The following is a 23,842-nucleotide window of genomic DNA, read 5'->3' on the forward strand; positions in this document are numbered from 1 at the left end:
AGTATGGCAGTCAAAAAAGTGGCAGTGATTATGGGCAGCGACAGCGACTTCCCCACGGTTTCCGCAGCAATCAAACGCCTCAAAGCGCTGGAGATCCCGGTGGAGGTACACGTGATGTCCGCGCACAGAACGCCCCATGCGGCGGCGGAATTTGCACAGAATGCGGTGCAGAACGGCTTTGGTGTGATTATCGCAGCAGCAGGCAAGGCGGCGCATCTGGGCGGTGTGCTGGCGGCCCACACCACCCTTCCGGTGATTGGCATCCCGATCAAGTCCTCGACCTTGGACGGTTTGGATGCACTCTTGGCAACCGTACAGATGCCCAGCGGAATCCCGGTGGCGACGGTTGCAATCGACGGCGCCGACAATGCAGCGATTCTGGCTGCACAGATGCTGGCCCTCTCGGATGAGACGCTGGCGGCAAAGCTCCTGGAGATGAAGCAGCAGATGGCGGACGGCGTGGCGAAAAAAGACGCCGCCATCCAGGAAAAAGTGGCGGAACTTTAATATTGTGAGACCGGCGTTGCCGGAGAGGAGTAACGTATGAACAAAAACAGCTATAGCGATCGGTATAAAGAGGCGGGCGTGGATGTAACCGCCGGCTACAAAGCGGTAGAATTGATGAAGAGCCATGTGGCGCGTACGCAGATCCCCGGCGTTGTCTCCGGGATCGGCGGCTTTGGCGGGCTGTTCCAGCCGAATCTCTGCGGAATGAAAGAGCCGGTGCTCGTGAGCGGTACGGACGGCGTGGGCACGAAGCTCAAGATCGCCTTCCTGCTCGATAAGCACGACACCGTCGGCATCGACTGTGTGGCCATGTGTGCGAACGATGTAGTTTGCTGCGGCGCGAAGCCGCTGTTTTTCCTGGACTATGTGGCTGTGGGGAAGAACGTGCCGGAAAAGGTGGCGGCGATCGTCTCCGGCGTGGCGGAGGGCTGCGTGCAGTCCGGCTGCGCGTTGATCGGCGGCGAGACCGCGGAAATGCCCGGCTTCTATCCGGTGGACGAATACGACCTGGCGGGCTTCTGCGTGGGCATTGTGGACCGGGAAAAGATCGTCGATGGATCGAAATTGGAGGCGGGCGATGCCTTGATCGGGCTTCCCTCCTCCGGCGTGCACTCCAACGGTTTTTCCCTTGTGCGCAAGCTCTTTGCAATCGATGAAGAGAATGTCCGGCTCTATGTACCGGAGCTGGGAGGGACGCTCGGCGAGACGCTGCTGACCCCGACGAAGCTCTATGTGAAGCCGGTGCTTGCGCTGCTGGAGCGCTGCGAGGTCAAGGCGATTTCCCATATCACCGGCGGCGGATTCTTTGAGAACATCCCGCGCATGCTCAAAAACGGCCTGACGGCAAAGATCGATACCGCTTCGATCCCGAAGCTCCCGATTTTTGACCTGATGCAGAAGACGGGCGCCATTCCCACCCGCGAGATGTACAACACCTTCAACATGGGAGTGGGAATGTGCATCGCCGTGGCAAAGGACCGGGTGGATACCGCGTTGGCGGCCCTCAAAGAGGCTGGCACCGATGCGTTCGTCATGGGCGAGGTGGTCCCCGGTGAGGAGGGCGTCGTCCTATGTTAAACATCGCCGTTCTGGTTTCCGGGGGCGGCACCAACCTACAGGCGCTGATTGACGCCCAAGCGACCGGGCAGATACAAAATGGTGCCATTTCGCTGGTGATTTCCAGCCGAACGGACGCCTTTGCGCTGGAACGCGCTAAGAAGGCGGGGATTCCCACCCGTGTATTGCTGCGCAAAGGGTTTGCAGAGCAGGCGGATTATGACGCCGCTCTGCTTGCCCTGCTGAAGGAATTCCAAATTCAGCTGGTTGTGTTGGCGGGCTTTATGACCATTATCAGCGAGACGGTCATCCGGCAATATGAGAATCAAATCATCAATGTACATCCGGCCCTGATCCCATCTTTCTGCGGGCCGGGATTCTACGGGCTGCATGTCCATGAAGCGGCCCTGGAAAAGGGCGTCAAGGTGAGCGGCGCGACGGTGCATTTCGTGAATGAAGTGTGCGACGGCGGCCCGATCATCTTGCAGAAGGCGGTGGAGGTGCTTCCGGACGATACGCCGGAAACGCTGCAACGCCGGATCATGGAGCAGGCGGAGTGGAAGCTCCTGCCGCGGGCGGTCGAGCTGTTCTGCGCAGGAAAGATTGTTGTGGAAAACGGCAGGACCAGGATCTTGGATTAAGGGAAAGGACGGAACGAACATGGTAACGAAGAATTTGGCGGAGGAGCTGTCCTCCAATTCCTATCCGGGGCGCGGCATTGTGCTGGGCCGCAGCGCGGATGGCAAACATGCAGTGATCGCGTATTTCATTATGGGCCGCAGCGAAAACAGCCGCAACCGTGTCTTTGTGGAAGATGGAGCAGGGATTAAGACAAAGGCCTTTGATGAAAGCAAAATGGTGGACCCGTCCCTCATCATCTATTCGCCCGTCCGCGTTTTGGAAAAGACGACTGTGGTGACGAACGGCGACCAGACGGACACCATCTATGACTTTTTGCAGCAGGGGAAGAGCTTTGAGGACGCGCTGCGCACGCGGACGTTTGAGCCGGACGGCCCGAACTTTACCCCGCGCATTTCGGGCGTGGTGGAGCTGGAGACGAATTGCTACAAGCTCTCCATTTTGAAGAGCGCGGATGGGGATGAATCCTCGACCCGCCGCTATTTCTTTGACTACGATGCGCCGCGCGCTGGCGAGGGCCATTTCATCCATACCTATGAGGGGGATGGAAACCCGCTGCCGTCTTTTGAGGGCGAGCCGACCCAGGTCAAGCTGGAAGGCGACATCGACGCCTTTACCGCGATGGTATGGAATGCTTTGAATGCAGATAATAAAGTATCCCTGTTTACCCGTTACATCGATTTAGCGACAGGGGAGACAGAAACCCGGATCGTGAACAAGAATCAGGAATAGGAGGAGTATAAAATGGCAAACGAACTCTTGTTGAAATATGGGTGCAACCCGAATCAGAAGCCGTCCCGCATTTTTATGAAGGACGGCGGCGAATTGCCGATCGAGGTCCTCAACGGCAAACCCGGCTATATCAATTTCCTGGATGCGTTCAATAGCTGGCAGTTGGTCAAGGAACTGAAAGAGGCCACCGGCCTTCCGGCAGCGGCTTCCTTTAAGCATGTCAGCCCGGCGGGGGCGGCGGTTGGCCTGCCGCTGAGCGATGTGGAAAAGAAGATCTATTTTGTGGACGACCTGGAACTGTCCCCGATTGCGAGCGCTTATGCACGCGCCCGCGGCGCGGACCGCATGTCCTCCTATGGCGACTGGGCGGCGCTGTCCGACGTCTGCGACAAAGAAACCGCGACGCTGTTGGCCCGCGAGGTATCCGACGGCATCATCGCCCCCGGTTATACCGACGAAGCGCTGGAAATCCTCAAGACGAAGCGTAAGGGCAACTACAATGTGGTGAAGATCGACCCGGACTATAAGCCTGCTCCGGTGGAGTGCAAGGATGTATACGGTGTCACGTTTGAGCAGGGCCGCAATGAGGTCAAAATCGACGAAGCCATGCTCTCCAATGTGGTGACGGACAACAAGAATATCCCTGAAGATGCAAAGCGCGACCTGCTGATTTCCCTGATTGCGCTGAAATACACGCAGTCCAACTCCGTCTGCTACGCAAAGGGCGGCCAGGTGATCGGCGTGGGCGCTGGCCAGCAGTCCCGCATCCATTGCACCCGTTTGGCGGGCAATAAGGCGGATATCTGGTTCCTGCGCCAGCATCCGAAGGTGCTCGGCCTGAAATTTAAAGAGGGCATCCGCCGTCCGGACCGCGACAACACCATCGACGTCTATATCTCCGATGAATACATGGACGTTCTGGCGGACGGCACTTGGGAGAACCTCTTTGCAGAAAAGCCCGAGCCGCTGACCCGCGAGGAGAAGCGCGCCTGGCTGGATACGCTGACCGGCGTTTCCCTGGGGTCCGATGCGTTCTTCCCGTTCGGAGATAACATTGAACGCGCCCATAAGACGGGCGTGCAGTATATTGCAGAGCCGGGTGGCTCGATCCGCGACGACAATGTCATCGAGACCTGCAATAAGTACGGCATTGCAATGGCCTTTACCGGCGCGCGTCTGTTCCACCATTGATGCATCGGAGGGGTTAAGATGAAAATTTTGGTCATTGGCGGAGGCGGGCGCGAGCACGCGATTATCCGCAAGCTGAAGGAAAGCCCGAAGGTGGAAAAGCTCTATTGTGCGCCCGGCAACGGCGGCATTTCCAAGGACGCCGAATGTGTGGCCATCTCCGCAATGGATTTGGATGGAGCGGTCGCCTTTGCAAAGGACAACCAGATCGATTTGGTCTTTGTCGCACCGGATGATCCGCTTGCTGCGGGCATGGTGGACCGCTTTGAGGCGGCGGGCATCCCGGCCTTTGGCCCGAATGCCGCAGCAGCTCAGATCGAGAGCAGCAAGGTCTTTTCGAAAAATTTGATGAAGAAATACCACATTCCCACTGCACGGTATGAGGTGTTCAGCGATCCCAAGGAGGCGGTCGCTTACATTGAGAAGAACAACCAGTTCCCGATCGTCGTCAAGGCGGACGGCCTTGCACTGGGCAAGGGGGTACTGATTGCAGCCAATCTGGAAGAGGCGAAGGACGCTGTCAAAAAGATCATGGAGGACAAGGCGTTCGGCGCATCCGGCAACCAAGTGGTTGTCGAAGAATTCCTCACCGGCCCGGAGGTCTCCGTATTGGCGTTTACAGACGGCAAATGTGTGAAGCCAATGGTATCCAGCAAGGACCACAAGCGTGCCTTAGACAACGACCAGGGCCTGAACACAGGCGGTATGGGAACGATCAGCCCGAACCCCCACTACACGGAGGAGATGGCACAGACGTGCATGGAGACCATCTTCCTGCCGACCATCCGTGCGATGCAGGCGGAGGGCCGTCCCTTCAAGGGGTGCCTATATTTCGGCCTGATGCTGACGCCAGACGGCCCGAAGGTGATCGAATACAATTCCCGCTTTGGCGACCCGGAGGCCCAGGTGGTGCTTCCGCGAATGAAGACCGATCTGGTGGATGTGATGCAGGCGGTCATCGAAGAGCGCTTGGAAGAGCAGCCCATCGAGTGGTACGATGGGGCGGCAGCCTGCGTGGTGATGGCTTCGGGCGGATACCCGGGCTCGTACCCGAAGGGGTTGGAGATCACCGGTTTGGATGAGAATGGACAGGTCGATGGCGCGGTGGTCTATCATGCGGGCACCAAGCTGGAAAATGGCAAATTTTACACAAACGGCGGCCGTGTGTTGGGCATCACAGCAAGGGGAGCAACCTTGGATGAAGCGCTCCAGAAAGCTTATGCTGCGGTAGAGAAAATTCATTTTGATGGCGCACATTATCGCCATGATATTGGAAAAATTGTAAAATAAAGAACCAAGCGCCGCCTGTGCAGATTTTTATCTGTACAGGCGGCGCTTTTGTGGATAAGAGTACAGAACTTATGAAAATAAAGCACTCCCAACGGGCCGTTTGTGTAACCGCCTGTTAGGAGTGCTTCGATTTATTAAGAATGTAGGAGGAAAAAAGCAAGATAGAAAATTCCTACCCCTCGGCCAGATCGGGTCAACCACAGGCCAACGACTGGGCGGAGGGGGAATGTGCCAGCGCTTTTTCTGGGGATGCCTGCACAAATTGGACGATTTGCTTGGTGATAGCGGCATGGCCTTTCTCGTTAGGATGGATGCCATCCGCACAGAAGCAGGATTGATAGTGGCACATCTCTAAAAAGTCCGAGGTGATGTCGATCAGCGGGACGTTTTCTTCGTTTGCAACGCGATATACCGCCATATTGTACATTTCGTGCCAACGGTAAATATGCGCTTCATCGCCCAAAAAACGCAGGATAGCGTCAGAATCCAACCCCTGTGTAATCCACTGGAAATACCGCTCCGCATCAATTGGGGGCAGGGAAAGCAACACAGGTACGCCGCCATTTTCACGGATTAGCCGGATCATCTCGCGATAAGTGCCAATGAAAGAGTGCAATGGCGTTTTGCTCCGTTGGGGAGCAGTTGGCGCTTTGGATACCTCAGCCCAATCAAAATCACAGTCGTTTCCGCCAAATTCTAAGACGATATAGTCATAGTCCGGAATCTTGTCCAGATGCTTCTTTACAAGTTCCAATCCCTTTGTGACCGTACATCCGAATTTTGCATAGTTGGTCACAGAAAGCGAGAAGATATTAGCCAATTGATCGGCAAAACCATTTTTAAGAAGGCTATATTTCTGTTTGACGTGATCGAAGACAACACCTTTTGCCACCGAATCACCAAATACACAGATCTTATTAGGCATAAAAGCACCTCTAAACATCATCTAGTTTTTAATACTATATATCATAATCTAGATAATGTCAAGTGATTGAAAATAAACTTATTTATATTATTTGCAATTCTAGAGATGCTTTTATTTTTTACTCCTCGATCAATGGATATACATGCTGGCCATTATTTTGTAAGGGTGGCCATTTTTCCAACCAGAGAAGAATTCCGGGTAGCGGATACGTTGTTCAAGAATAGGACATCCTGCACACCGTTTGTTTTGACAAAGTCCTGGATGCTGCCGTTCCAATAGCGGTAATCAATCACATGGACCGTTTGGTAGTTGGCTGCTAGGAAGGGGATAAAGGCATTTCCAAACGATTCTTTAATCACCAGGCAGGAGGAACCGTCTGTCAGGTCGGAATTCTGGATGATGGTATAAGGATTGTCCCCGCCGATGAAGGTGCTGTATTTGGTGGAGGTTGCCCAGTCGGTCACATCCGAGATCAACGGCCAATTGTATGTGTTGCCGTTTCGGTCGGTATACTGCATCTTGATATTCCCCGGGGGGACGTAGGCCACCACGGTATCCGGATTCTGTGCCAAGGCGGGATTCTTATTGGTATCGGAATAGAACGCTCCCAGGAACCCGCTAAACTCCTTTTTCTCGCATTGAGAAAGCTCCAACGGTGTGATTCCCTTTACATCTGCAAACGACCGATAGGCGTAATATGCCCCCAGCGCGGTCCAGTGATGGTCTGTGCGGAAATAGATATATTCATCCGAATGGGCCTTTAGCGTATCGTAGATCTGTACCGACTGGATGGAAGGGGTAAGGGAACCGCTGATATACGCAATGGCGTCCTTTTGTGAAGAGGTATTGAGGCCCTGCCGGAAACTATCCGGCAGCATGATGTCCATGCTGGTGGGGATGACCATGTCGTAAACTTGTGCTGTGCCCTCAAGGGTTTGCGCGGTATGGTTGAGCATCCCGATATATTGATCGGCTACATCTTTGGAAAAGTTGTAGTATTCATAACCGCTGTCCCCAACGATCAGCACGGCTCCAAGGCTCTGCGTGACCTCCCCGGTGACATCTTTTTCTGGGGCCGGCGCTTCCGAAGAAACATCCGGTGCGGAAGAGGGTTCCTCTGGTGCAGAAGTGCTCTCGGCCGTTTCCGGTGCGGAAGAGGATTCCGGGGAGGAAGACGGCCGCGAAGGCGCGGAGGGAATGGCATCGCCCTCTTCCACATCCCCGCTCACCTGTACCGGATGAAGCCCGTATAGCTGTCTTAGATAGCTGTTGCCGGTGATGAATGTATCGCGAAAAGGGAAAGTATCGGAGAACCAAAGGTCGATTTGATCGAAGTAGCTGCCGTCGAAGAGCGCCTGGAGGCTAAAAGGGGGGAATTTGGTCAGTTCCCGCTTTTCGAACTCCGAATAGGTTGGGCGCAAGGGGATGATCCATGAGATCACGGTCAATAGGCCCAAGGATAGGAAAAAAAGCAAAATTTTCCTAGAGTGGAAGGAAAGATTCTTTTTCATGAATATACCTCCCCTTAAAACTGGAAATACAGGAATGGATTATAGCTGTTGCCCACTAAGGCGGCCGTGGAGAGCAAAAGCAGAAGCGGAGGGACAAACATTTGCAGTGCATTATACGCATAAGCTGTCCGTAGGCCGCCGGAAGAGAACCTCTCCCCCAAAGCCTTGAGCAAGGGGGTGGTGGCGATCACCGCCGCAATCAGGAAGAATACATAGTTCAAGAAAACGGTGTTGAATTCAAAATTGGTCAGCGGGTTCCCATTTGCGCCAAACATGCCGCCCAATACGGCGTTCAGTAACACCGGTTGCCGGAAACGGAAGATCGCCCAGCCAAAGAACACGACAATCAAGAGGTAAAGATGCGAAAATATGACGGGGATACGTTCCAATATCCTCCCAAGGAAGAGACGTTCTGCTGCGATAAATACGAAGAAATAAAGCCCCCAGAGTACAAAATTCCAGCTGGCGCCATGCCACAATCCCGTCAGGAACCAGACAAAAAAGAGGTTGGCAATGGTGCGGGGAACACCGTGGCGGTTGCCGCCCAGCGGGATGTAGACATAATCGCGGAAGAAGGAGCCAAGGGAGATATGCCAACGGCGCCAGAATTCGGAGACTGAACGGGAGAGATATGGATAATCGAAGTTTTCCTTATAATGGAATCCAATCATCAGTCCCATGCCGATGGCCATGTCGGAGTAGGCGGAAAAATCGAGATAAATCTGAAGCATGAAGGCAAAGACCCCCAGCCAGAGGGAGAGCACAGGGCGCGCTTGTATAGTGGCCAGATTTTGCGCAAGAGAAGCAGCATTTGAGGCAACTGCATCGGAGAGGATCAGGGTATCGGCTAAGGCGCCGCAGCTATTGGCAAGGAGCGCTTTTTTTGCCAATCCGGTGCAAAACCGGCTGATTCCGCGGCTGATCTCCGCTTTTGTCGCCCTTCGAGAGAGGATTTCCTGGTTGACATCCTGGTAGCGGACAATTGGCCCAGCAATACATTGATGGAACAAACTGACATACATCAATAGCAGCCAAAATTTCTTTTGCGCTTTCACTTCTCCGCGGTACACGTCGACCACATAGGAAATCAATTGGAATGTGTAGAATGATATGCCGATCGGCAACGCAATTTGAGGGATGACGGAGGGAAACCCTGTCAATTGATGGAGTGTTTCCGCAAGGAAGCCTGTATATTTAAAGGCCCCGAGAAGCCCTAAGCTGACCACCAGGGAGCCGATCAAAGCGCCTCTGGCTAAAGCAGGACTTCTTCGATCCCTACCTATTTGGATTAAGCGGGCGAAGAACCAATCGGCGAAGGCCATCCCAATTAAGAGGAATACATAGACGGGTTCCCCCCATGCATAGAAGAATAGGGAAAACAGGAGCATAATGATGTTCCGCGTGCGGATGGTTTTTGCCAAGGAGTAGAATAGCAAATTGAGGGGAAGAAAAACAAATAAAAAAAACAGATTGGAGAAGACCATAAATCACAACTCTTTCATGTAAATTGGGGGATATAGTATAGATGGATTTGGAAGGGAAAAAGACGAGTTTTTCCCGTAAAATTTTTATAAGCCCTGCCTCTTCTTAACCTTTTCTTATTGTACCATGTTTGCATCGGAAGAACAGCAGCAAGAACTCTATTTTCAAAAATCAGACGATAAAATCTTTTCAGCATCCTATTTATGAAATTGTGGACTTTTTCGTATGTGCATTTAAGAGGGATTTTTAGGCAGCAAAAATGCGGCGGGTCCGCTCATTTTCCCCGCCGCATGGAACGATGGACTATTTCAAAGATACGCCAGCTTTGCGCAACGCATTTTGTAAAGCATCCGCATCCATTTGATATTGATGAACCGCCATCCCCAAATTGCTTGCTGCTTCGATGTTTTCGAGACGGTCGTCAATGAAGAAACATTCCTCTGGGATTAGATGATAGCGCTCACAAAGAAGTTGAAAAATGGCTGGGTCAGGTTTCACCAACTTTTCGTCGGCGGAGACGATACAGCCGTCCAACAGCGGGAAGATTGGGATACAGGAACAGTATTGATAAAAGCTGGAGGCGGCATTCGAGAGGATATATAGGCGGTATCCGTTTTCCTTCATTTGTTTGCCGAGCGCGTTGGTCTCTGGGATGATGGTCAGTTGATCGAACCAGTGGCAAAAAAGCTCTTCTGTACGGGCACGCAGGGAGGCTGGCAGCCGTTCGCAGATCTGGCGGAGAGCAGCCTGCGGTTCGATGGTCCCTTGATCCAATAGTGGCCATTCAGGGCCGCCAAAGAGTTCCGTACAAACTTGAGCAGCTTCAGAAGGGTCCGGAAAAAAACGCCGGGTATATTCCATCGGTTGGTAGTCAATCAACACATTTCCCATATCAAAAACAATATTTCGAATCATTTCACTTTCCTCCTTAGCAATTTATTTTCCCATCCAGTCTATTATAACATATCAAAGGCCAAAGAACCTTATCCAAAACAGGACTCCTGAACGATCGACCATGGTTCCATGCCCTCCCATCGGACGAGGAAGGGGAACAGCAAGCCATTGACAAAACCATTCCCGGTGAAGTTATTATAGAATGAACCGCTTAAAAAACGAAGAATGATCTGATTTACAGGGCGCTTTCCAAAAAAATGGCAATGTTACGGATGGTCCGTTCATCGATAAAATGCTCGATACGCTCTACTTGTTCCAGTTCGTTGTCCGAATGATTGATATAGCAAAGGAACTGGTTTAGCAGGTTGTGCCGGTATAGGAGATAGTCTCCCAGAGCGATTCCCTCCGGCGTTGGACGGATACATCCGTACCGCTCCGCCTGGACAAGGCCGGACTCTTTCAAATGATCCACCATTTTGGATGCAGATGACGGCTTGACATTGAGATGTTTGGCCAAAAGATGGACGCGCGTATATCCTTCTTCCCGGCTTAGCCGGCAAATCATCTCCAAATAATCTTCCATGGCGGCCGTCAGCTTATTTTGTTCGGCCAATTCGTATCCCTTTTGCGTATGGAATTTGGACGGCACATCCATGCCCACACCTCCCCCTGGAACATATCCTTCCATAGCGCATATATTAGCAGCAGGAAAGAAAGTTTCCACATCCTAATACTTATTTTGAGGTGAATACACTTATGATTCAGATAGATTCCCTGGCCAATTTACAGGTGGGGGAGCGTGCGCGTGTAGCATCGCTGCTGTCCAGAGGAAGTATGCGCAGAAGGTTACAGGACATTGGCCTAATTGAAGGGACTGAGGTCGAGTGCGTTCAAAAAAGCCCTGCAGGAGACCCTGTGGCTTATCGGATTCGCGGCGCGTTGATCGCGCTGCGGTCGGAGGATTCTTCCAATATTTTGGTAGCGAGCAATGGATGAGCTTGCTGCCTGCTTGCCGGGAGGCGGGGAGAGGCTTCCCGCCTCCCGTTGTATATCCAAATGACAAATGGGGTGATGAAATTGGGGCTGACCAGCAGGTCCACAGGAATCAAAGCGGTGGATATGGGATTGGTGATAAAAAGGCAGAGCGGGGAGGACCGTGTGATCGCCTTGGCTGGGAATCCGAATGTAGGGAAAAGTACCGTATTCAATGAATTGACGGGAATGAACCAACATACAGGAAACTGGCCTGGCAAGACGGTGACCAACGCGCAAGGGACATGTACATACCGGGGGCGTCCTTTTATCCTGGTGGACATTCCCGGGTGCTATTCCCTAATGGCGCATTCTGCGGAGGAAGAGGTGGCAAGGGACTTCTTGTGCTTTGGGCATCCGGACGCCGTAGTGGTTGTGTGCGACGCCACCTGCCTAGAGCGCAATATGAATTTAGTCTTGCAGGCATTGGAGATTACCAACCGGGTGGTCGTCTGCGTGAATTTGATGGATGAAGCAGAACGCAAGGGAATCCGCCTCGATCTGGAACGGATGTCGGAACGCTTAGGGGTTCCCGTTGTTCCAGCGGCCGCACGGTCCCACAAAGGGCTGGACGATTTGATGGACGCCGTATGCCGTCAACTGGATGGCAAAGACGCACCATCTTCCATCCAAGTTTCGTATATCCGCCCCATCGAAGATGCCATAGCCATGTTGCAGCCCTCTGTGGCAACGATCTGCGGGGAGTCCTTGAACGCGCGTTGGCTCTCTCTGCGTCTATTGGATCATGACGATTCCCTACTTCGTTCCCTCAATGATGCGCTAGGGTTTGATTTGTTGGAAAAAGAAGAGATTGTGCGAAAATTACAAGAGGCAAAACAGTGTTTACACAGCCGGGGCATCTCCCAGGAGGACCTCCGTGACCAGATTGTATCCAGCATTGTCCGCACAGCGGAAAAAGTCTGCACCGGCGTAGTCGTTCATGAAAAAACAAAGCGCGAGCTGCGCGACCAAAAAATCGACCGCATTTTGACAAGCAAATGGACGGGGTTCCCGGTCATGCTCCTTCTGTTGGGCGTGATCTTCTGGCTGACGATCACAGGTGCCAATTATCCATCGGAACTCCTTTCTGAAGGTTTGTTTTGGTTGCAAGACCGTCTGATGGATGGGTTCATAGCCATAGGCGTGCCGGCCTGGTTGCGGAGCATGCTGGTGGAAGGGGTTTACCGGGTATTGGCTTGGGTGGTATCCGTGATGCTTCCGCCGATGGCTATTTTTTTCCCTTTGTTCACTTTATTGGAGGACCTGGGCTACCTTCCCCGTGTGGCATTTAATTTGGATAAGTACTTCAAAAAGGCGCATGCCTGCGGAAAACAGGCATTAACGATGTGTATGGGATTCGGATGTAACGCAGCAGGCATTGTCGGCTGCCGGATCATTGATTCTCCCAGAGAACGGTTGATCGCGATGATCACCAATTCCTTTGTACCGTGCAACGGTCGATTTGCGCCACCACACAAAGGGGAAACAAATCCTTTCAGAGGTAGGACGCAGCGCATCTAGGACATGCCAAACACATTGGGGACGTAGGTTTAGGAAATTAATAGGCAATGAGAACAAAGGAAAAGGCGTATGGGAAACATCACTTGCTTGCGTTATTTCCTTCATGTGCCTTTAGAGAAGCGAGAATTTGATCGATAATGGCAATCTTTTGACGGGAAGAAAGGCGGGATTGGTTCAACTTCCGCTCGATTATCTCAAAGTAGAACCCATTAACCTTGTTGATTAGACAGCGGATGGCCTCTCCACTGAGAGGGGCTCCTATGATTCTCTGTACATGGTTTTTTCGCATGAAACTCCTTCCTTTCTGTAGCGTGGGTTAGTATGTATGCGTGCAGGCCCTTGGCGCCATTATGCAGTCCCATTTGGTTTGGGGTGAAGCCTATGTTCGGAAATGTACACTGGCCAAAGAATTTTCTCGAATATGGTGGAATATTCGGGAAAATTCTTTACAAAGGCGAGATTGTCGTGTATAATTTTTAATATATTAACATGGGGGAGAAGGCGGCTTTCTATTTTGCTTTCTCCCAGATGACGGTTAAAGCTTTTTGCCGGATGGAAAAATCGAAAGGATGCTCTTTATGGAGAAGACGAATTTTTGCAAATGGCAGATCAAAACCGTCCCATGCATCACTATTCAAGGGAGTAAAACTGTATGAAAAAAGGCAAGAAAATCACCATATTGGGAACAGGAAACGTGGGAGCTACTATCGCCTATACGTTGGCTATTGACGGCATGGCTTCTGAGATTTTGCTGATCGATATCAACGACAAAAAGGCCAAGGGCGAAGCTATGGATATCTTCCAGGGAACGCCTTTCTGCGCACCGGTAAATATTCATGCGGGCGACTATGAAGAAGCAGTAGATTCCGATGTGGTTATTGTCACCGTTGGTTTGGCGCGGAAGCCCGGCCAAACCCGTATTGATCTGGCGCAAGCGAATGTGAACATCATCAAGTCTGTTATGCCGCAGATTACCCGCTATGCTCCGGATGCGATTTATGTAGTGGTTAGCAACCCGGTGGACATTATCACGTATGCTATCCTGAAAAACACCAACCTGTCTGAAAACCAGGTGTTTGGTTCCGGAACCATGTTGGATTCGGCACGTCTCCGTTCCCGCCTTGCAGAGCATGTGGGTCTTAATTCCAAGAATATTCATGCTTATGTGTTTGGCGAGCACGGTGATACTTCTATGATCCCGTGGTCCCTGACCACAATCGCAGGCATGGAAATGAGCAAATATTGTACATATATTTGTGATCAGAACAACCGCTGCGGGAAAACCGAACTGAAGGAAATTGAAGAGGATGTCCGCACAGCAGGCGCTCAGGTCATTGCTTTGAAGGGCGCTACATTCTATGCAATTGCCCTTTCGGTTCGCCGCATTTGCGAGTGCATCCTGCGGGATACGGATTCGGTGATGACGGTTTCCGCTATGATTCACAACCAGTATGGCATTAACGATGTATGCCTGAGCCTTCCGTTTGTGGTGGGGGCGCAGGGAATTCGCCGTGCTGTCGTTCCTCCGCTGACCAAAGATGAGGAAGATCTGCTGCACAAGAGTGCTGATGCATTGAAGCAAGTTATTTCTCAGTTGGAAATATAATGATTGGAAAGGATTGGAAAACAATGGATTACGCTGCTGAATCTCTCAAAAAGCATAAGGAATGGAAAGGTAAGATTGAGGTGATCTGCCGTGCTCCCCTGGAAACGCGTGACGATCTCTCCTTGGCTTATACCCCGGGCGTTGCCCAGCCTTGCCTGGAAATTCAGAAAGATGTTAACATGAGCTATGAGCTGACCCGCCGTTCGAACCTGGTAGCGGTGGTCACCGATGGTACTGCTGTTTTGGGCTTGGGCGACATTGGCCCGGAAGCCGGCATGCCGGTTATGGAAGGTAAATGCGCGCTGTTCAAGGCCTTTGGCGATGTGGATGCCATTCCGCTGTGCGTCCGCTCCAAGGAAGTTGACGATATTGTCAATACAGTCCGCCTGCTGGCTGGCAGTTTTGGCGGTATTAACCTGGAGGATATTTCTGCACCTCGCTGCTTTGAGATTGAGCGGAGACTTAAGGAATGCTGCGACATTCCGATTTTCCACGATGACCAGCATGGCACAGCTGTAGTCACACTGGCCGCTATGCTCAACGCTTTGAAGCTGACTGGCAAAAAGATTGATGAAATCCGCGTGGTTACCAGTGGAGCGGGTGCTGCGGGTATCGCAATTATCCGCCTGCTCATTGCAATGGGCCTGAAGGACGTTGTCCTCTGTGACCGCCACGGCGCTATCTATCAGGGCCGCGAGAATCTGAATCCTGAAAAAGAAGAGATGGCTGCCATTACCAACAAAGAGTGCCGCAAAGGGACTTTGGCGGAAGTCCTCAAAGGCGCCGATGTGTTTATCGGTGTATCCGCTCCTGGCTGCGTGACCCCGGAGATGGTCAAGTCTATGGCGCCCAACCCCATCCTGTTCCCGATGGCCAACCCGGTGCCCGAAATTATGCCCGATTTGGCAAAAGAGGCTGGCGCTGCTGTGGTGGGTACTGGACGCAGCGACTTCCCGAACCAGATCAACAACGTCTTGGCTTTCCCGGGCATTTTCCGTGGCGCTTTGGACGTACGTGCGAGCGACATTAACGATGAGATGAAGATTGCTGCAGCGAAAGCAATCGCGTCTTTTGTAACCGACGACAAGCTGTCCCCGGATTACATCATCCCCAGCGCGCTGGATCGGAATGTTGGCAAAGCAGTTGCAAAAGCAGTCGCAGAAGCGGCTCGTGCATCCGGCGTAGCCCGTATTTAATGGCATTAGAAAAAGATTGTTTTATCCATAAAAACGCGCTTACAGGTATTGAACCTGTAAGCGCGTTTTTTCTTAATTAGGCCCTTCGGTTTGCATTGGAACGTGCAGTTTCTATACGGGTTAAGGCCCCATGAATAGGCATCAAGCTGGAAAGGGGCGGATATAAATAGGGAAGGAGAAATTACAGGGATAGGGAGGGGATTGAGGGAGAAAGAGAGCTTAGAGGGACCGATATGCAAGTGCCTTTGTCCGATAAGCTTGTGGGGGTGAGTGTTTGCGTTTTTTCATCTATAGCCGCAAATCCGTCTATACAGGCAAAGGGGAAAGCGTCGAAAACCAAATTGAAATGTGCAAACAATATATTAGATCTAAATTTCCAGATGTGGTTGAAGATGCCATAACAATCTATGAGGATGAGGGCTTTTCCGCGAAAGATACCATTCGGCCGCAATTCCAACGCATGTTGCAGGATATTCGGGAAAGGAAACCCGATTATATCGTTTGTTACCGGCTCGACCGGATTAGCCGTAGTGTCAGCGATTTCTCTGCGCTTATAGAGGAACTAAACGATCGAAATATTTCCTTTATCTGCATCAAGGAGGAATTTGATACATCAAAGCCAATGGGGAAAGCAATGATGTATATTGCCTCTGTGTTTGCACAGTTGGAGCGTGAGACCATTGCAGAGCGTGTGCGGGATAATATGTGCATGTTGGCCCGCACAGGGCGCTGGTTGGGAGGGACGCCTCCAACAGGCTACCGCTCTGAAAAACAGCAGGAGATGCTTGTAGATGGGAAGATCAAGATCTCTTGTAGGTTGAAAGAATCTCCTGACGAGTTGCAGGTTGTGGGAACGATCTTTGAAAAGTATTTGGAGTTACATAGTCTAACCGGCGTGAGCAAATACTTGATCCGGCAAGGAATCCAATCCCGCAACGGGACGTGGTATTCCCTCCCCGGAATCAAAGAAATCTTGCACAATCCTGTCTATTGCATTGCGGATAAAGAGGCTTTCAGCTACTTTACCGCACAACATGCAAATGTCTGTTTTGAAGAAAAAGACTGTAAGGGCAGATATGGGTTGCTTGCCTATAACAAGCGCGATTACAAAAAGAAACATGCGCCACGCCAATCTATGGATCAATGGATCGTCGCGATAGGGCGGCATAGAGGGGAAATTCCAGGGAAAAAGTGGGTCGCGGTCCAGGGCATCCTACAGGACAGCATTCCAACTGGGAAAAAGCCCGCAAACATACATAATGAATCTTCTCTGCTGTCTGGGAGGATTATTTGCGGCAAGTGTGGCAGCCGGATGTTTGCCAAAAGGCGCTCCCACCCAGGGACGGCCGGCGGTGAATTCGATTATATATGCGGCAATAAGTTGCGCGGTGGCGTCTGCTTGTGCGATTGTCAAAACATCAGCGGCTCACAGGCAGATGCTATGGTATTTGCATATCTGGTGAATCTCGCGGAGGAAAGCCCAGGAATTTATAAGTTGCTGGAAGCTCTGAAAAGGGACTTACAAAAGCAAACACGGGAGGACCCTCCAGCTTGTATTGAAACAAAGCTCCACAGGTGTGACGATGCAATTAGCCATCTGGTACATACGCTTTCACAAGATGGTGTTGGCGCCGCATTCATACAGCATGTCAACAACCGGATAGAGGCTTTGGAGCAAGAACGGTCCAGCTTATTGCAGGAACGCGAGCAGCTACAAATGAAGCGCAACTCCATCACGGGCTTACATTTAGAGATCGAACGATTGGCAGGCAGCCTGTCCGACCTGAAAGGTCTGTTGCGTTCGCTGTCTGTGCAGGAAAAACGCAGCTTGATTCATTTGCTAGTGCAGAGGATTGTGTGGGACGGCAAAAACTTGCATGTGTTTTTAGACCTTGCATCCAATGGGACAGAATCCCTATAAAACACATTCCATAGGTTGTTTAGCGAAAGTTTGCCGTTTGTCTGGCGGTGCATTTCCTACTATTATTGCAATCATCTCCATGTTCTTTATTGGCACAGCCGGAATAGGTGGTTCTGTGCTTTCCACCCTGCTCCTGATGGGTGTGATTGTATTGGGAATCGGGATGACCTTTTTGGTTTCACGCTTGCTATCTGCGACTATTCTGAAAGGCATCCCTTCCTCGTTTACATTGGAACTCCCGCCGTACCGCCGGCCGCAAATCGGGAAGGTGATTGTCCGCTCGATTTTCGACCGGACCTTGTTTGTCTTAGGCAGGGCGGCGGTAGTAGCAGCTCCCGCCGGGTTGCTGATCTGGTTACTGGCAAACATTCCATATGGCAATGCAAGTTTGTTGGCGTATTGTGCCGCCTTCCTAGATCCCTTTGCACAGCTTCTGGGACTGGATGGGGTGATCCTGTTCGCATTTATTCTTGGGTTCCCAGCTAATGAAATTGTTGTACCCATTATTATTATGACATACATGGCGACAGGGAGCCTCATAGATATCAGTGACCTCACGCAATTGCACGCGCTTTTGGTCGACAATGGATGGACGTGGTTAACCGCAGTGTGCACCATTTTGTTCTCGCTGATGCACTGGCCCTGTTCTACGACCTGTATGACTATTGGAAAGGAGACAAAAAGCCTAAAATGGACGGCCATTTCCTTTGCCGTCCCAGCAGGTATTGGGATGTTGATTTGTTTCTTAGTGGCGACAACTGCGCGCATGCTTGGCTTGGCATAATAGAAAAATTAAAAAAGAAAGCCTTTGCCCATTCCCCCAATAGAAGCAGGAAATGGCAAAGGCTTCCTTTTATAAATAGCCGTCACAGGAAAGACCGTCTGAAAGTGAAGATGCAGATCACATGGAGCCGGGCCAGAACCTCCCCAAAAGCATACTTCTGCCAAACCGGAATTATTTATGGTATTTCCCATGGTTTAAAATCTGGAAAGCGCGATAAATCTGTTCGCAGAGCATCACACGCGCCAACTGATGCGGGAAGGTCATGGGCGACATAGATAAGCGCAAATTGGCCGCACATTTTACAGAATCGCTCAACCCAAACGAACTTCCAATGACAAAACAGAGCTTACTGGCTCCGTTTACAGCCATGGAATCGATTTTAAGGGAGAGCGCTTCCGAAGAAAGGGCCTTCCCTTCAATACAAAGCGCGATAAGCGGGGCGTTTCCCACAGCGGCTAAAATTTTTTCCCCTTCGGTTTGAAGGGCTGCTGTGACCTGCGCAGGGGAGGGTGTCTCTGGAAGGCGGCTTTCTGGCAACTCGATAATGGAAAAACGGCAAAAAGCGGAAAGCCTTTTTGCATACTCTGCACAAGCCTCCCGCCAATAGGATTCTTTCAATTTTCCGATACAAAGCAGTTGAATATTGAGCATAGATCCCTCAAAAAAGAATGGTTTTCCCCGTGCTATTTTCACGTGGCGCTACATAGAGCGTATAATCCGTTCCTTCTTTCATCCCACAGAGGGAGAGGGAACAGACGGACGTCTGATAAGCAAGTTCCGGCGTATTATTTTCTGCGCTTAAATGTGCCAAAACAAAACGGGTTGTCCCGCGTTCAGCAAGGCTATACAACTCATCAGCGCAGGCAAGGTTGCTCAAATGTCCGGTTCGCGACAAAATCCGCCGTTTCAGAGGATAGGGATAAGGTCCATTTTGCAGCATGCCAATATCGTGGTTCGACTCAATGGCAACCAAATCGGCTCCACATAACGCTGCCCGCACGGTATCCGTCATATAGCCCAGATCCGTCGAGACGGCCGCGCTGCGTCCATCTGCGGTAAATACCCGGTATCCAACGCTTTCTGCGCTGTCGTGCGGCGTACGGAAGGGCTGGATCAACATACCGGCGCACATAACGCCGTCCGGAGAAATTTCCTCAACAGGGAAATCCCCCTCCAGACATCCCATCTGCAACAGGGCCGAAAGTGTTCCAGCAGAAGCGTATACAGGAATATGAAAACGGGATGCAAATACACGCAATCCTTTGATATGATCGGAATGCTCATGGGTGATAAAGATGGCCTGGACGGCCTTGGGTTCCAGCCCGCAGGTATCCAACATTTGTACCATCTGCTTCGCAGAACGTCCTGCATCGATCAAAATCCCCGCGTGAGAAGACCCTATGTAATACGAATTTCCGCTGCTTCCGCTAAAAAGCGGACAAAATCTCGCCAAGGGTTGCACCCCACCTTTTTCAACACAAAATGGACGGCCCGCGTTTGCGGACCGCCTTCCAGGTTCTGTTTAAATCGCCCGTGCGATCACCGGTTCTGCTATATGCACCCGATTGATATCCGCACCGAGATTGCGGAATTTTTCCTCAATATTTTCATAACCACGCTCGATGTGCTGGATATCCTCTACTTCAGAAGTCCCCTGGGCACACAATGCAGCAATGATCATGGCGGCGCCTGCGCGGAGATCGGTCGCTTTTACCGGTGCGGCGGAAAGATGGTCAACCCCTTCGATCACTGCCAAACGTCCATCAACGGAAATTTGCGCGCCCATCCGCTTGAGTTCTTCAATATAACGGAAGCGGTTATCCCAAACGCTTTCGTTGATGATGCTGGTCCCATTGGCAATTGAGAGCAAAACCGCGATTTGTGGCTGCATATCGGTAGGGAAGCCTGGGTGTGGCATGGTCTTAATATTGCATTTATTGAGCGGGCCTTCCCGGCGCACGCGGATAGAATCGTCATATTCGGTCACCTCGACGCCCATCTCTTCCAACTTCGCCGTGATGGATTCCAGATGCTTGGGGATGACGTTTTTAATTAAGACATCCCCACTCGTTGCAGCTGCGGCAACCATATACGTTCCCGCCTCGATTTGGTCGGGAATGATGGAATAGGTGGTCCCATTCAAATGCTCTACGCCATAGATTTTGATGACATCCGTACCTGCGCCTCGGATGTCCGCGCCCATCGAATTCAAAAAGTTGGCTAAATCAACAATGTGTGGCTCTTTGGCGGCGTTTTCGATCACTGTCATGCCCTTCGCGCGCACCGCCGCCAAAATGATATTGACGGTCGCGCCCACGGAGACCACGTCGAGATAAACGTGGCTGCCCTTCAGCTGTTCTGCACGGACGTCCACCATACCGCCGTCGAGTTTATAGGAAGCGCCCAAAGCAGCAAAACCTTTGAGGTGCTGGTCAATCGGGCGGACACCGAAATCGCACCCACCAGGCATGGTTACGACCGCGTGAGAAAAGCGTCCCAAAAGGGCACCAAGCAGATAATACGATCCACGGATGTGCTTGGCGAGCTCATAAGACGCTACGCAGGTGTGAATTTTACGGGGGTCGATTTCAAGGGTAGACTTATCAATTGTACGGACTTGTGCGCCCATATCATATAGAATGCGGGTGATCGAACTCACATCCGTGATGTTCGGGATATTTTCAATTCGGCATACTCCATCCGAAAGAATTGCAGCAGGAATAATTGCAATAGCGGCATTTTTTGCACCGCTGATCGTTACCTCTCCGGTAAGCCGATTGCCACCAGTAATAACAAATTTATCCAATGCGGCACGCTCCAATCTCATAGTCGACATACGTCTATTGACGGCATAGGAAGATGGATCCCATTTGCCGCCTTTCCCAGCGCTATATAAAAGAAAAGCATCACTAGCTTTTACAGAAATAGCAGAATTAATGCTGAGGAAGGCTGTTAATATTTATAAATTTTTAAAGTAAAATTCTTCTATTATCACAAAGCAAAAGGGGCAAGAACAGCACCTTTACTTCTAAAGATCATAATACACCTAGCGATAAAAGTCAAGGGAAGGCAGGGATTCTGGCAAAGTTTGTGATTGTAAATAAAAAATGGAGAAAGAGCGGATTTTCGTTGTATCAAAAAATTGAAGGCATCCAGAGGTTAACATAATTTATTTGGCTGAATTCATTTTGAGAGCCTTCCAGAGCTAAAAAAACGGCGTCCCTCCGACTTTTTTCGGAGGAACGCCATCTCTTTTTTTAATTTACATAATTGAATGGGTTCACACGCGATCCATTTTTGTAGACTTCAAAGTGGCAATGTGGACCTGTGGAATTCCCCGTACTTCCCACAAGAGCAATCGCCTGCCCTTTCGCGACCTTCTGCCCCGGAGAAACGAGTAACTTGCTGCAATGCCCATATAGGGTTTGCAAACCATTGCCATGGTTAATTTGAACCCGCAGTCCATAGCTCCCGGAGTATCCAGCCGCTGTGACCGTTCCGCCATCCGCGGCAACAATGGTTTTTCCATACGCGCTGCTGCCGGAAATATCGATCCCACTGTGGAAGCTGCCCCAGCGGTACTCAAACCCTGTGGTAATCGTATGCAGGGAGGGTACCGGCCACATCATGCTGCCTGTGCTGACGCCCGCTTCCGCAGTCTTGGGCCGTTTCTTTGTGCCAGTGACGACCACTTGATCCACCGGTTCTTCGAGCACCGTTGTGCTCAGGTTCTCACGTTTAACTTCAACGCCGTTGAGATAAGTGACTTGGTCCACACAGTGTTGCCGGCCGTTGACGCCTGCAGTGATGACCTTGGAATAATCCGTATATTGGCTGTCGTCCTTCTGTGTGATGGTTTTATAAGGAATGTCGACGTCATATTCCTGATTTTTCATAATATTAACGCTGAGCTTCGGGACAGCCATTTCAATATTCAGAAGGTCGCCTTCGTGAAGAACATCTATGTCGCTGAACTGATTGATGCTGGCCAGTTCCGTCAAGGTCAAATTGTGATCCTGCGCAATCGAGGTGGCGGTATCGCCCGCTTTTACAGTGTAAAGGACAGCGTCCTTTTCCGTACCGGTCAAAAGGCTCTCCATCTCTTCTGTGGTCATAATGCTGTTGGTGGGGAATAAGCCACTGACGGTTTCCACATTCTGCGCAAAGGCGGCCTCTGCGTCCGTATCGCCCTCTTTTGCGGCATTCAGAATGTTTTGCAGAATATACCGAAGGTCCGCGCTGCTTTTTACAGCCCCTATCAACTCGCCGTCAACATAAAGGCCACTTGCCTCTTCAATGATTCCATCAGATTGCTTAATAATCAGATCACAGACCGCGCTGGCTGCAGAATAGCGATTTTCGTCTACAACAGACAGCTTAAACGAAGGAGTGATCTCCACTTGGGTATCTTCACCCTCCACATCGTGAATCATGCGCTGGTTTACCATTTCGGTAGCCTGCTCAAAAATGTTTTCATCTTGGATGGTGGCGATTTCCTGGCCATCATAGGTCAGAACCAACCCGTAGTTCAGACTATTCCAATATTGAATGGTGAAAATCAGCAGTACCAGGGCGCCAAGCGGGGCAGCGATGTTTAAGATGCCGCAGACGAATTTTTTATGCCGGACAAAGCTTTTCCCGGTAACCTTGACGGATTCCTTTAAAGCCTGCCCAACGCTTTGCTGTTTGGCGTCGCGCAAGCGTTTTCCCGCAATTGTAAATCCTTCGCGAATCGAATGGAGTTCCTTGCGCAAACGGGCAAACTGCCGCCCTAAGGTTTTTGCATAGACTCGTTTTATCAAATTGGTCGCTGGGAGGAAAAAACGATGCGTCCGGCGGCGCAAGCGCTTCAAAATACGAACGGATTGTATGCCAACAATATAAAGAAAAGCGTAACACGAGGCCTCGAAAGACTGTATATGTTGTTTTGTCAACCCATGATTTTTCTCCACGCGCTGCTCTGCGGACCCTTTCCCAGTAAATCGATAGGGGAATCGCATAGCCATTTCCTTTCGTGTTCATAAATTAGTTACAAGTTTGTAATGTGATTGCGTTTATCATACACGAAAAGTTACAAATTTGCAACCCTTTTCTCGAATTATCCCAAAGGTGTCAAAAAACTTTCAAATTTTTGCAAAGAATGCTTGACAACTTGTTTTTTGATATGCTATACTAGCCAAGCAGTCAAAAACACCGCAAGGATAAACGCGAGAGTGGCGGAATTGGCAGACGCGCTAGATTCAGGTTCTAGTGAGCGCTTAGCTCATGGGGGTTCAAGTCCCCCCCCTCGCACCACAAAAAGGTCTGAATGCAATAAGCATTTAGACCTTCTTCTTTTATAAAAGAGTTCAACACAGATTGTTTTGTTGCGGTCTTGGTATAGATGATCAAGAGGTTTACGAATGGAGTGGTACCATTTGTAAACCTTTTTTGTTTGTGTAGTGAATCGTATGCACATAATTGATGTTTTTATCTAAAAATAGTGCAAATAGTAAAACAAAAAAGAGAAATATTCTATAAAATCTATTTGTGGGAATTATTTTGCGTTAGAATACAAT

At 50.7% G+C, this 23,842-nt stretch carries 19 protein-coding genes, 1 tRNA gene and 2 pseudogenes; 13 read left to right on the forward strand and 9 right to left on the reverse strand.

The genetic code is table 11. From position 1 onward, the window contains the following. The first annotated feature begins 3 nt into the window (after positions 1-3). The 6 genes from purE to purD are packed head-to-tail and all read left to right on the forward strand — an operon-like array spanning position 4 to position 5,412. Positions 4-507: a 5-(carboxyamino)imidazole ribonucleotide mutase gene (gene purE, locus I2E77_RS06685; RefSeq protein WP_087229483.1), complete on the forward strand. Its 504-nt coding sequence runs from the start codon at positions 4-6 to the stop codon at positions 505-507. Positions 508-543: 36 nt separating this feature from the next. Continuing rightward, entirely contained in the window at positions 544-1,584 is a 1,041-nt protein-coding gene (gene purM, locus I2E77_RS06690; RefSeq protein WP_195450900.1) for a phosphoribosylformylglycinamidine cyclo-ligase, read from the forward strand. Continuing rightward, positions 1,578-2,204, forward strand: a complete 627-nt coding sequence (gene purN, locus I2E77_RS06695; RefSeq protein ID WP_191395799.1) for a phosphoribosylglycinamide formyltransferase — start codon at positions 1,578-1,580, stop codon at positions 2,202-2,204. Before purM ends, purN begins: the two co-directional genes overlap by 7 nt. Before the next feature lie 19 nt (positions 2,205-2,223). After that, entirely contained in the window at positions 2,224-2,934 is a 711-nt protein-coding gene (locus tag I2E77_RS06700; protein ID WP_191362572.1) for an IMP cyclohydrolase, read from the forward strand. Between the two features lie 12 nt (positions 2,935-2,946). Further along, a complete protein-coding gene (locus I2E77_RS06705; RefSeq protein ID WP_191362573.1) occupies positions 2,947-4,125 on the forward strand; it encodes a phosphoribosylaminoimidazolecarboxamide formyltransferase in 1,179 nt (392 codons plus the stop codon). Positions 4,126-4,143: 18 nt separating this feature from the next. Next, a complete protein-coding gene (gene purD / locus I2E77_RS06710; RefSeq protein ID WP_191362574.1) occupies positions 4,144-5,412 on the forward strand; it encodes a phosphoribosylamine--glycine ligase in 1,269 nt (422 codons plus the stop codon). A 193-nt stretch (positions 5,413-5,605) separates the two neighbouring features. Here the strand turns inward: purD and I2E77_RS06715 are convergent, their stop codons facing one another. The 5 genes from I2E77_RS06715 to I2E77_RS06735 all read right to left on the reverse strand — a co-directional run bounded on the left by I2E77_RS06715 (position 5,606) and on the right by I2E77_RS06735 (position 10,879). Then, positions 5,606-6,337, reverse strand: coding sequence for an SGNH/GDSL hydrolase family protein (locus I2E77_RS06715; protein WP_172749495.1), 732 nt, complete (start codon positions 6,335-6,337; stop codon positions 5,606-5,608). A 152-nt stretch (positions 6,338-6,489) separates the two neighbouring features. Beyond that, complete coding sequence (locus I2E77_RS06720; RefSeq protein ID WP_195450901.1) at positions 6,490-7,848, reverse strand: DHHW family protein; 1,359 nt, start codon at positions 7,846-7,848, stop codon at positions 6,490-6,492. Positions 7,849-7,862: 14 nt separating this feature from the next. Then, entirely contained in the window at positions 7,863-9,332 is a 1,470-nt protein-coding gene (locus tag I2E77_RS06725; protein WP_087229458.1) for an MBOAT family O-acyltransferase, read from the reverse strand. A gap of 301 nt (positions 9,333-9,633) precedes the next feature. Then, the gene (locus I2E77_RS06730) at positions 9,634-10,245 is read right to left on the reverse strand and encodes an HAD family hydrolase (protein WP_191362578.1); all 612 of its coding nucleotides are present in this window, start codon (positions 10,243-10,245) and stop codon (positions 9,634-9,636) included. A gap of 214 nt (positions 10,246-10,459) precedes the next feature. Next, the gene (locus tag I2E77_RS06735; protein ID WP_191362579.1) at positions 10,460-10,879 is read right to left on the reverse strand and encodes a metal-dependent transcriptional regulator; all 420 of its coding nucleotides are present in this window, start codon (positions 10,877-10,879) and stop codon (positions 10,460-10,462) included. A gap of 101 nt (positions 10,880-10,980) precedes the next feature. On the opposite strand from I2E77_RS06735, the gene I2E77_RS06740 reads away from it, so the two are divergent. The 6 genes and pseudogenes from I2E77_RS06740 to I2E77_RS06765 all read left to right on the forward strand — a co-directional run. After that, entirely contained in the window at positions 10,981-11,220 is a 240-nt protein-coding gene (locus tag I2E77_RS06740) for a FeoA family protein (RefSeq protein WP_087229449.1), read from the forward strand. Positions 11,221-11,301: 81 nt separating this feature from the next. Next, positions 11,302-12,720 (forward strand): annotated as a pseudogene (gene feoB / locus I2E77_RS06745) (ferrous iron transport protein B); the annotation flags it as partial. 709 nt (positions 12,721-13,429) lie between these two features. Further along, complete coding sequence (locus I2E77_RS06750) at positions 13,430-14,383, forward strand: L-lactate dehydrogenase (protein ID WP_087229444.1); 954 nt, start codon at positions 13,430-13,432, stop codon at positions 14,381-14,383. Positions 14,384-14,406: 23 nt separating this feature from the next. After that, positions 14,407-15,579, forward strand: coding sequence for an NAD(P)-dependent malic enzyme (locus I2E77_RS06755; protein ID WP_087229603.1), 1,173 nt, complete (start codon positions 14,407-14,409; stop codon positions 15,577-15,579). Between the two features lie 274 nt (positions 15,580-15,853). Next, the gene (locus tag I2E77_RS06760; RefSeq protein ID WP_195450902.1) at positions 15,854-17,500 is read left to right on the forward strand and encodes a recombinase family protein; all 1,647 of its coding nucleotides are present in this window, start codon (positions 15,854-15,856) and stop codon (positions 17,498-17,500) included. 46 nt (positions 17,501-17,546) lie between these two features. Continuing rightward, a pseudogene (locus I2E77_RS06765) lies at positions 17,547-18,284 on the forward strand (nucleoside recognition domain-containing protein); the annotation flags it as partial. Between the two features lie 171 nt (positions 18,285-18,455). On the opposite strand, the gene rlmH reads toward I2E77_RS06765, so the two are convergent. From rlmH to I2E77_RS06785, 4 genes are all read right to left on the reverse strand, one after another. After that, positions 18,456-18,935, reverse strand: coding sequence for a 23S rRNA (pseudouridine(1915)-N(3))-methyltransferase RlmH (rlmH, locus tag I2E77_RS06770; protein WP_087229436.1), 480 nt, complete (start codon positions 18,933-18,935; stop codon positions 18,456-18,458). Between the two features lie 7 nt (positions 18,936-18,942). After that, positions 18,943-19,737 (reverse strand): MBL fold metallo-hydrolase, encoded by a 795-nt coding sequence (locus I2E77_RS06775; protein ID WP_087229433.1) that lies wholly within the window; start codon positions 19,735-19,737, stop codon positions 18,943-18,945. 69 nt (positions 19,738-19,806) lie between these two features. After that, complete coding sequence (locus I2E77_RS06780) at positions 19,807-21,090, reverse strand: UDP-N-acetylglucosamine 1-carboxyvinyltransferase (RefSeq protein ID WP_191405361.1); 1,284 nt, start codon at positions 21,088-21,090, stop codon at positions 19,807-19,809. A gap of 451 nt (positions 21,091-21,541) precedes the next feature. Next, the gene (locus I2E77_RS06785) at positions 21,542-23,038 is read right to left on the reverse strand and encodes a M23 family metallopeptidase (protein ID WP_242969607.1); all 1,497 of its coding nucleotides are present in this window, start codon (positions 23,036-23,038) and stop codon (positions 21,542-21,544) included. Between the two features lie 453 nt (positions 23,039-23,491). Here I2E77_RS06785 and I2E77_RS06790 point away from each other — a divergent pair. After that, positions 23,492-23,579 (forward strand) — tRNA-Leu (locus I2E77_RS06790). The last annotated feature ends 263 nt before the right edge of the window (positions 23,580-23,842 follow it).

This window comes from Anaeromassilibacillus sp. 1001302B_160321_C8, assembly GCF_015554745.1.
Taxonomy (GTDB): Bacteria; Bacillota; Clostridia; order Oscillospirales; family Acutalibacteraceae; genus Anaeromassilibacillus; species Anaeromassilibacillus stercoravium.

Excerpts from the sequence above, each read along its gene's own strand:
- purE (WP_087229483.1), top strand. The coding sequence starts at position 4 with ATGGCAGTCAAAAAAGTGGCAGTGATTATGGGCAGCGACAGCGACTTC.
- purM (WP_195450900.1), top strand. The coding sequence starts at position 544 with ATGAACAAAAACAGCTATAGCGATCGGTATAAAGAGGCGGGCGTGGAT.
- purN (WP_191395799.1), top strand. The coding sequence starts at position 1,578 with ATGTTAAACATCGCCGTTCTGGTTTCCGGGGGCGGCACCAACCTACAG.
- I2E77_RS06700 (WP_191362572.1), top strand. The coding sequence starts at position 2,224 with ATGGTAACGAAGAATTTGGCGGAGGAGCTGTCCTCCAATTCCTATCCG.
- I2E77_RS06705 (WP_191362573.1), top strand. The coding sequence starts at position 2,947 with ATGGCAAACGAACTCTTGTTGAAATATGGGTGCAACCCGAATCAGAAG.
- purD (WP_191362574.1), top strand. The coding sequence starts at position 4,144 with ATGAAAATTTTGGTCATTGGCGGAGGCGGGCGCGAGCACGCGATTATC.
- I2E77_RS06715 (WP_172749495.1), bottom strand. The coding sequence starts at position 6,337 with ATGCCTAATAAGATCTGTGTATTTGGTGATTCGGTGGCAAAAGGTGTT.
- I2E77_RS06720 (WP_195450901.1), bottom strand. The coding sequence starts at position 7,848 with ATGAAAAAGAATCTTTCCTTCCACTCTAGGAAAATTTTGCTTTTTTTC.
- I2E77_RS06725 (WP_087229458.1), bottom strand. The coding sequence starts at position 9,332 with ATGGTCTTCTCCAATCTGTTTTTTTTATTTGTTTTTCTTCCCCTCAAT.
- I2E77_RS06730 (WP_191362578.1), bottom strand. The coding sequence starts at position 10,245 with ATGATTCGAAATATTGTTTTTGATATGGGAAATGTGTTGATTGACTAC.
- I2E77_RS06735 (WP_191362579.1), bottom strand. The coding sequence starts at position 10,879 with ATGGATGTGCCGTCCAAATTCCATACGCAAAAGGGATACGAATTGGCC.
- I2E77_RS06740 (WP_087229449.1), top strand. The coding sequence starts at position 10,981 with ATGATTCAGATAGATTCCCTGGCCAATTTACAGGTGGGGGAGCGTGCG.
- I2E77_RS06750 (WP_087229444.1), top strand. The coding sequence starts at position 13,430 with ATGAAAAAAGGCAAGAAAATCACCATATTGGGAACAGGAAACGTGGGA.
- I2E77_RS06755 (WP_087229603.1), top strand. The coding sequence starts at position 14,407 with ATGGATTACGCTGCTGAATCTCTCAAAAAGCATAAGGAATGGAAAGGT.
- rlmH (WP_087229436.1), bottom strand. The coding sequence starts at position 18,935 with ATGCTCAATATTCAACTGCTTTGTATCGGAAAATTGAAAGAATCCTAT.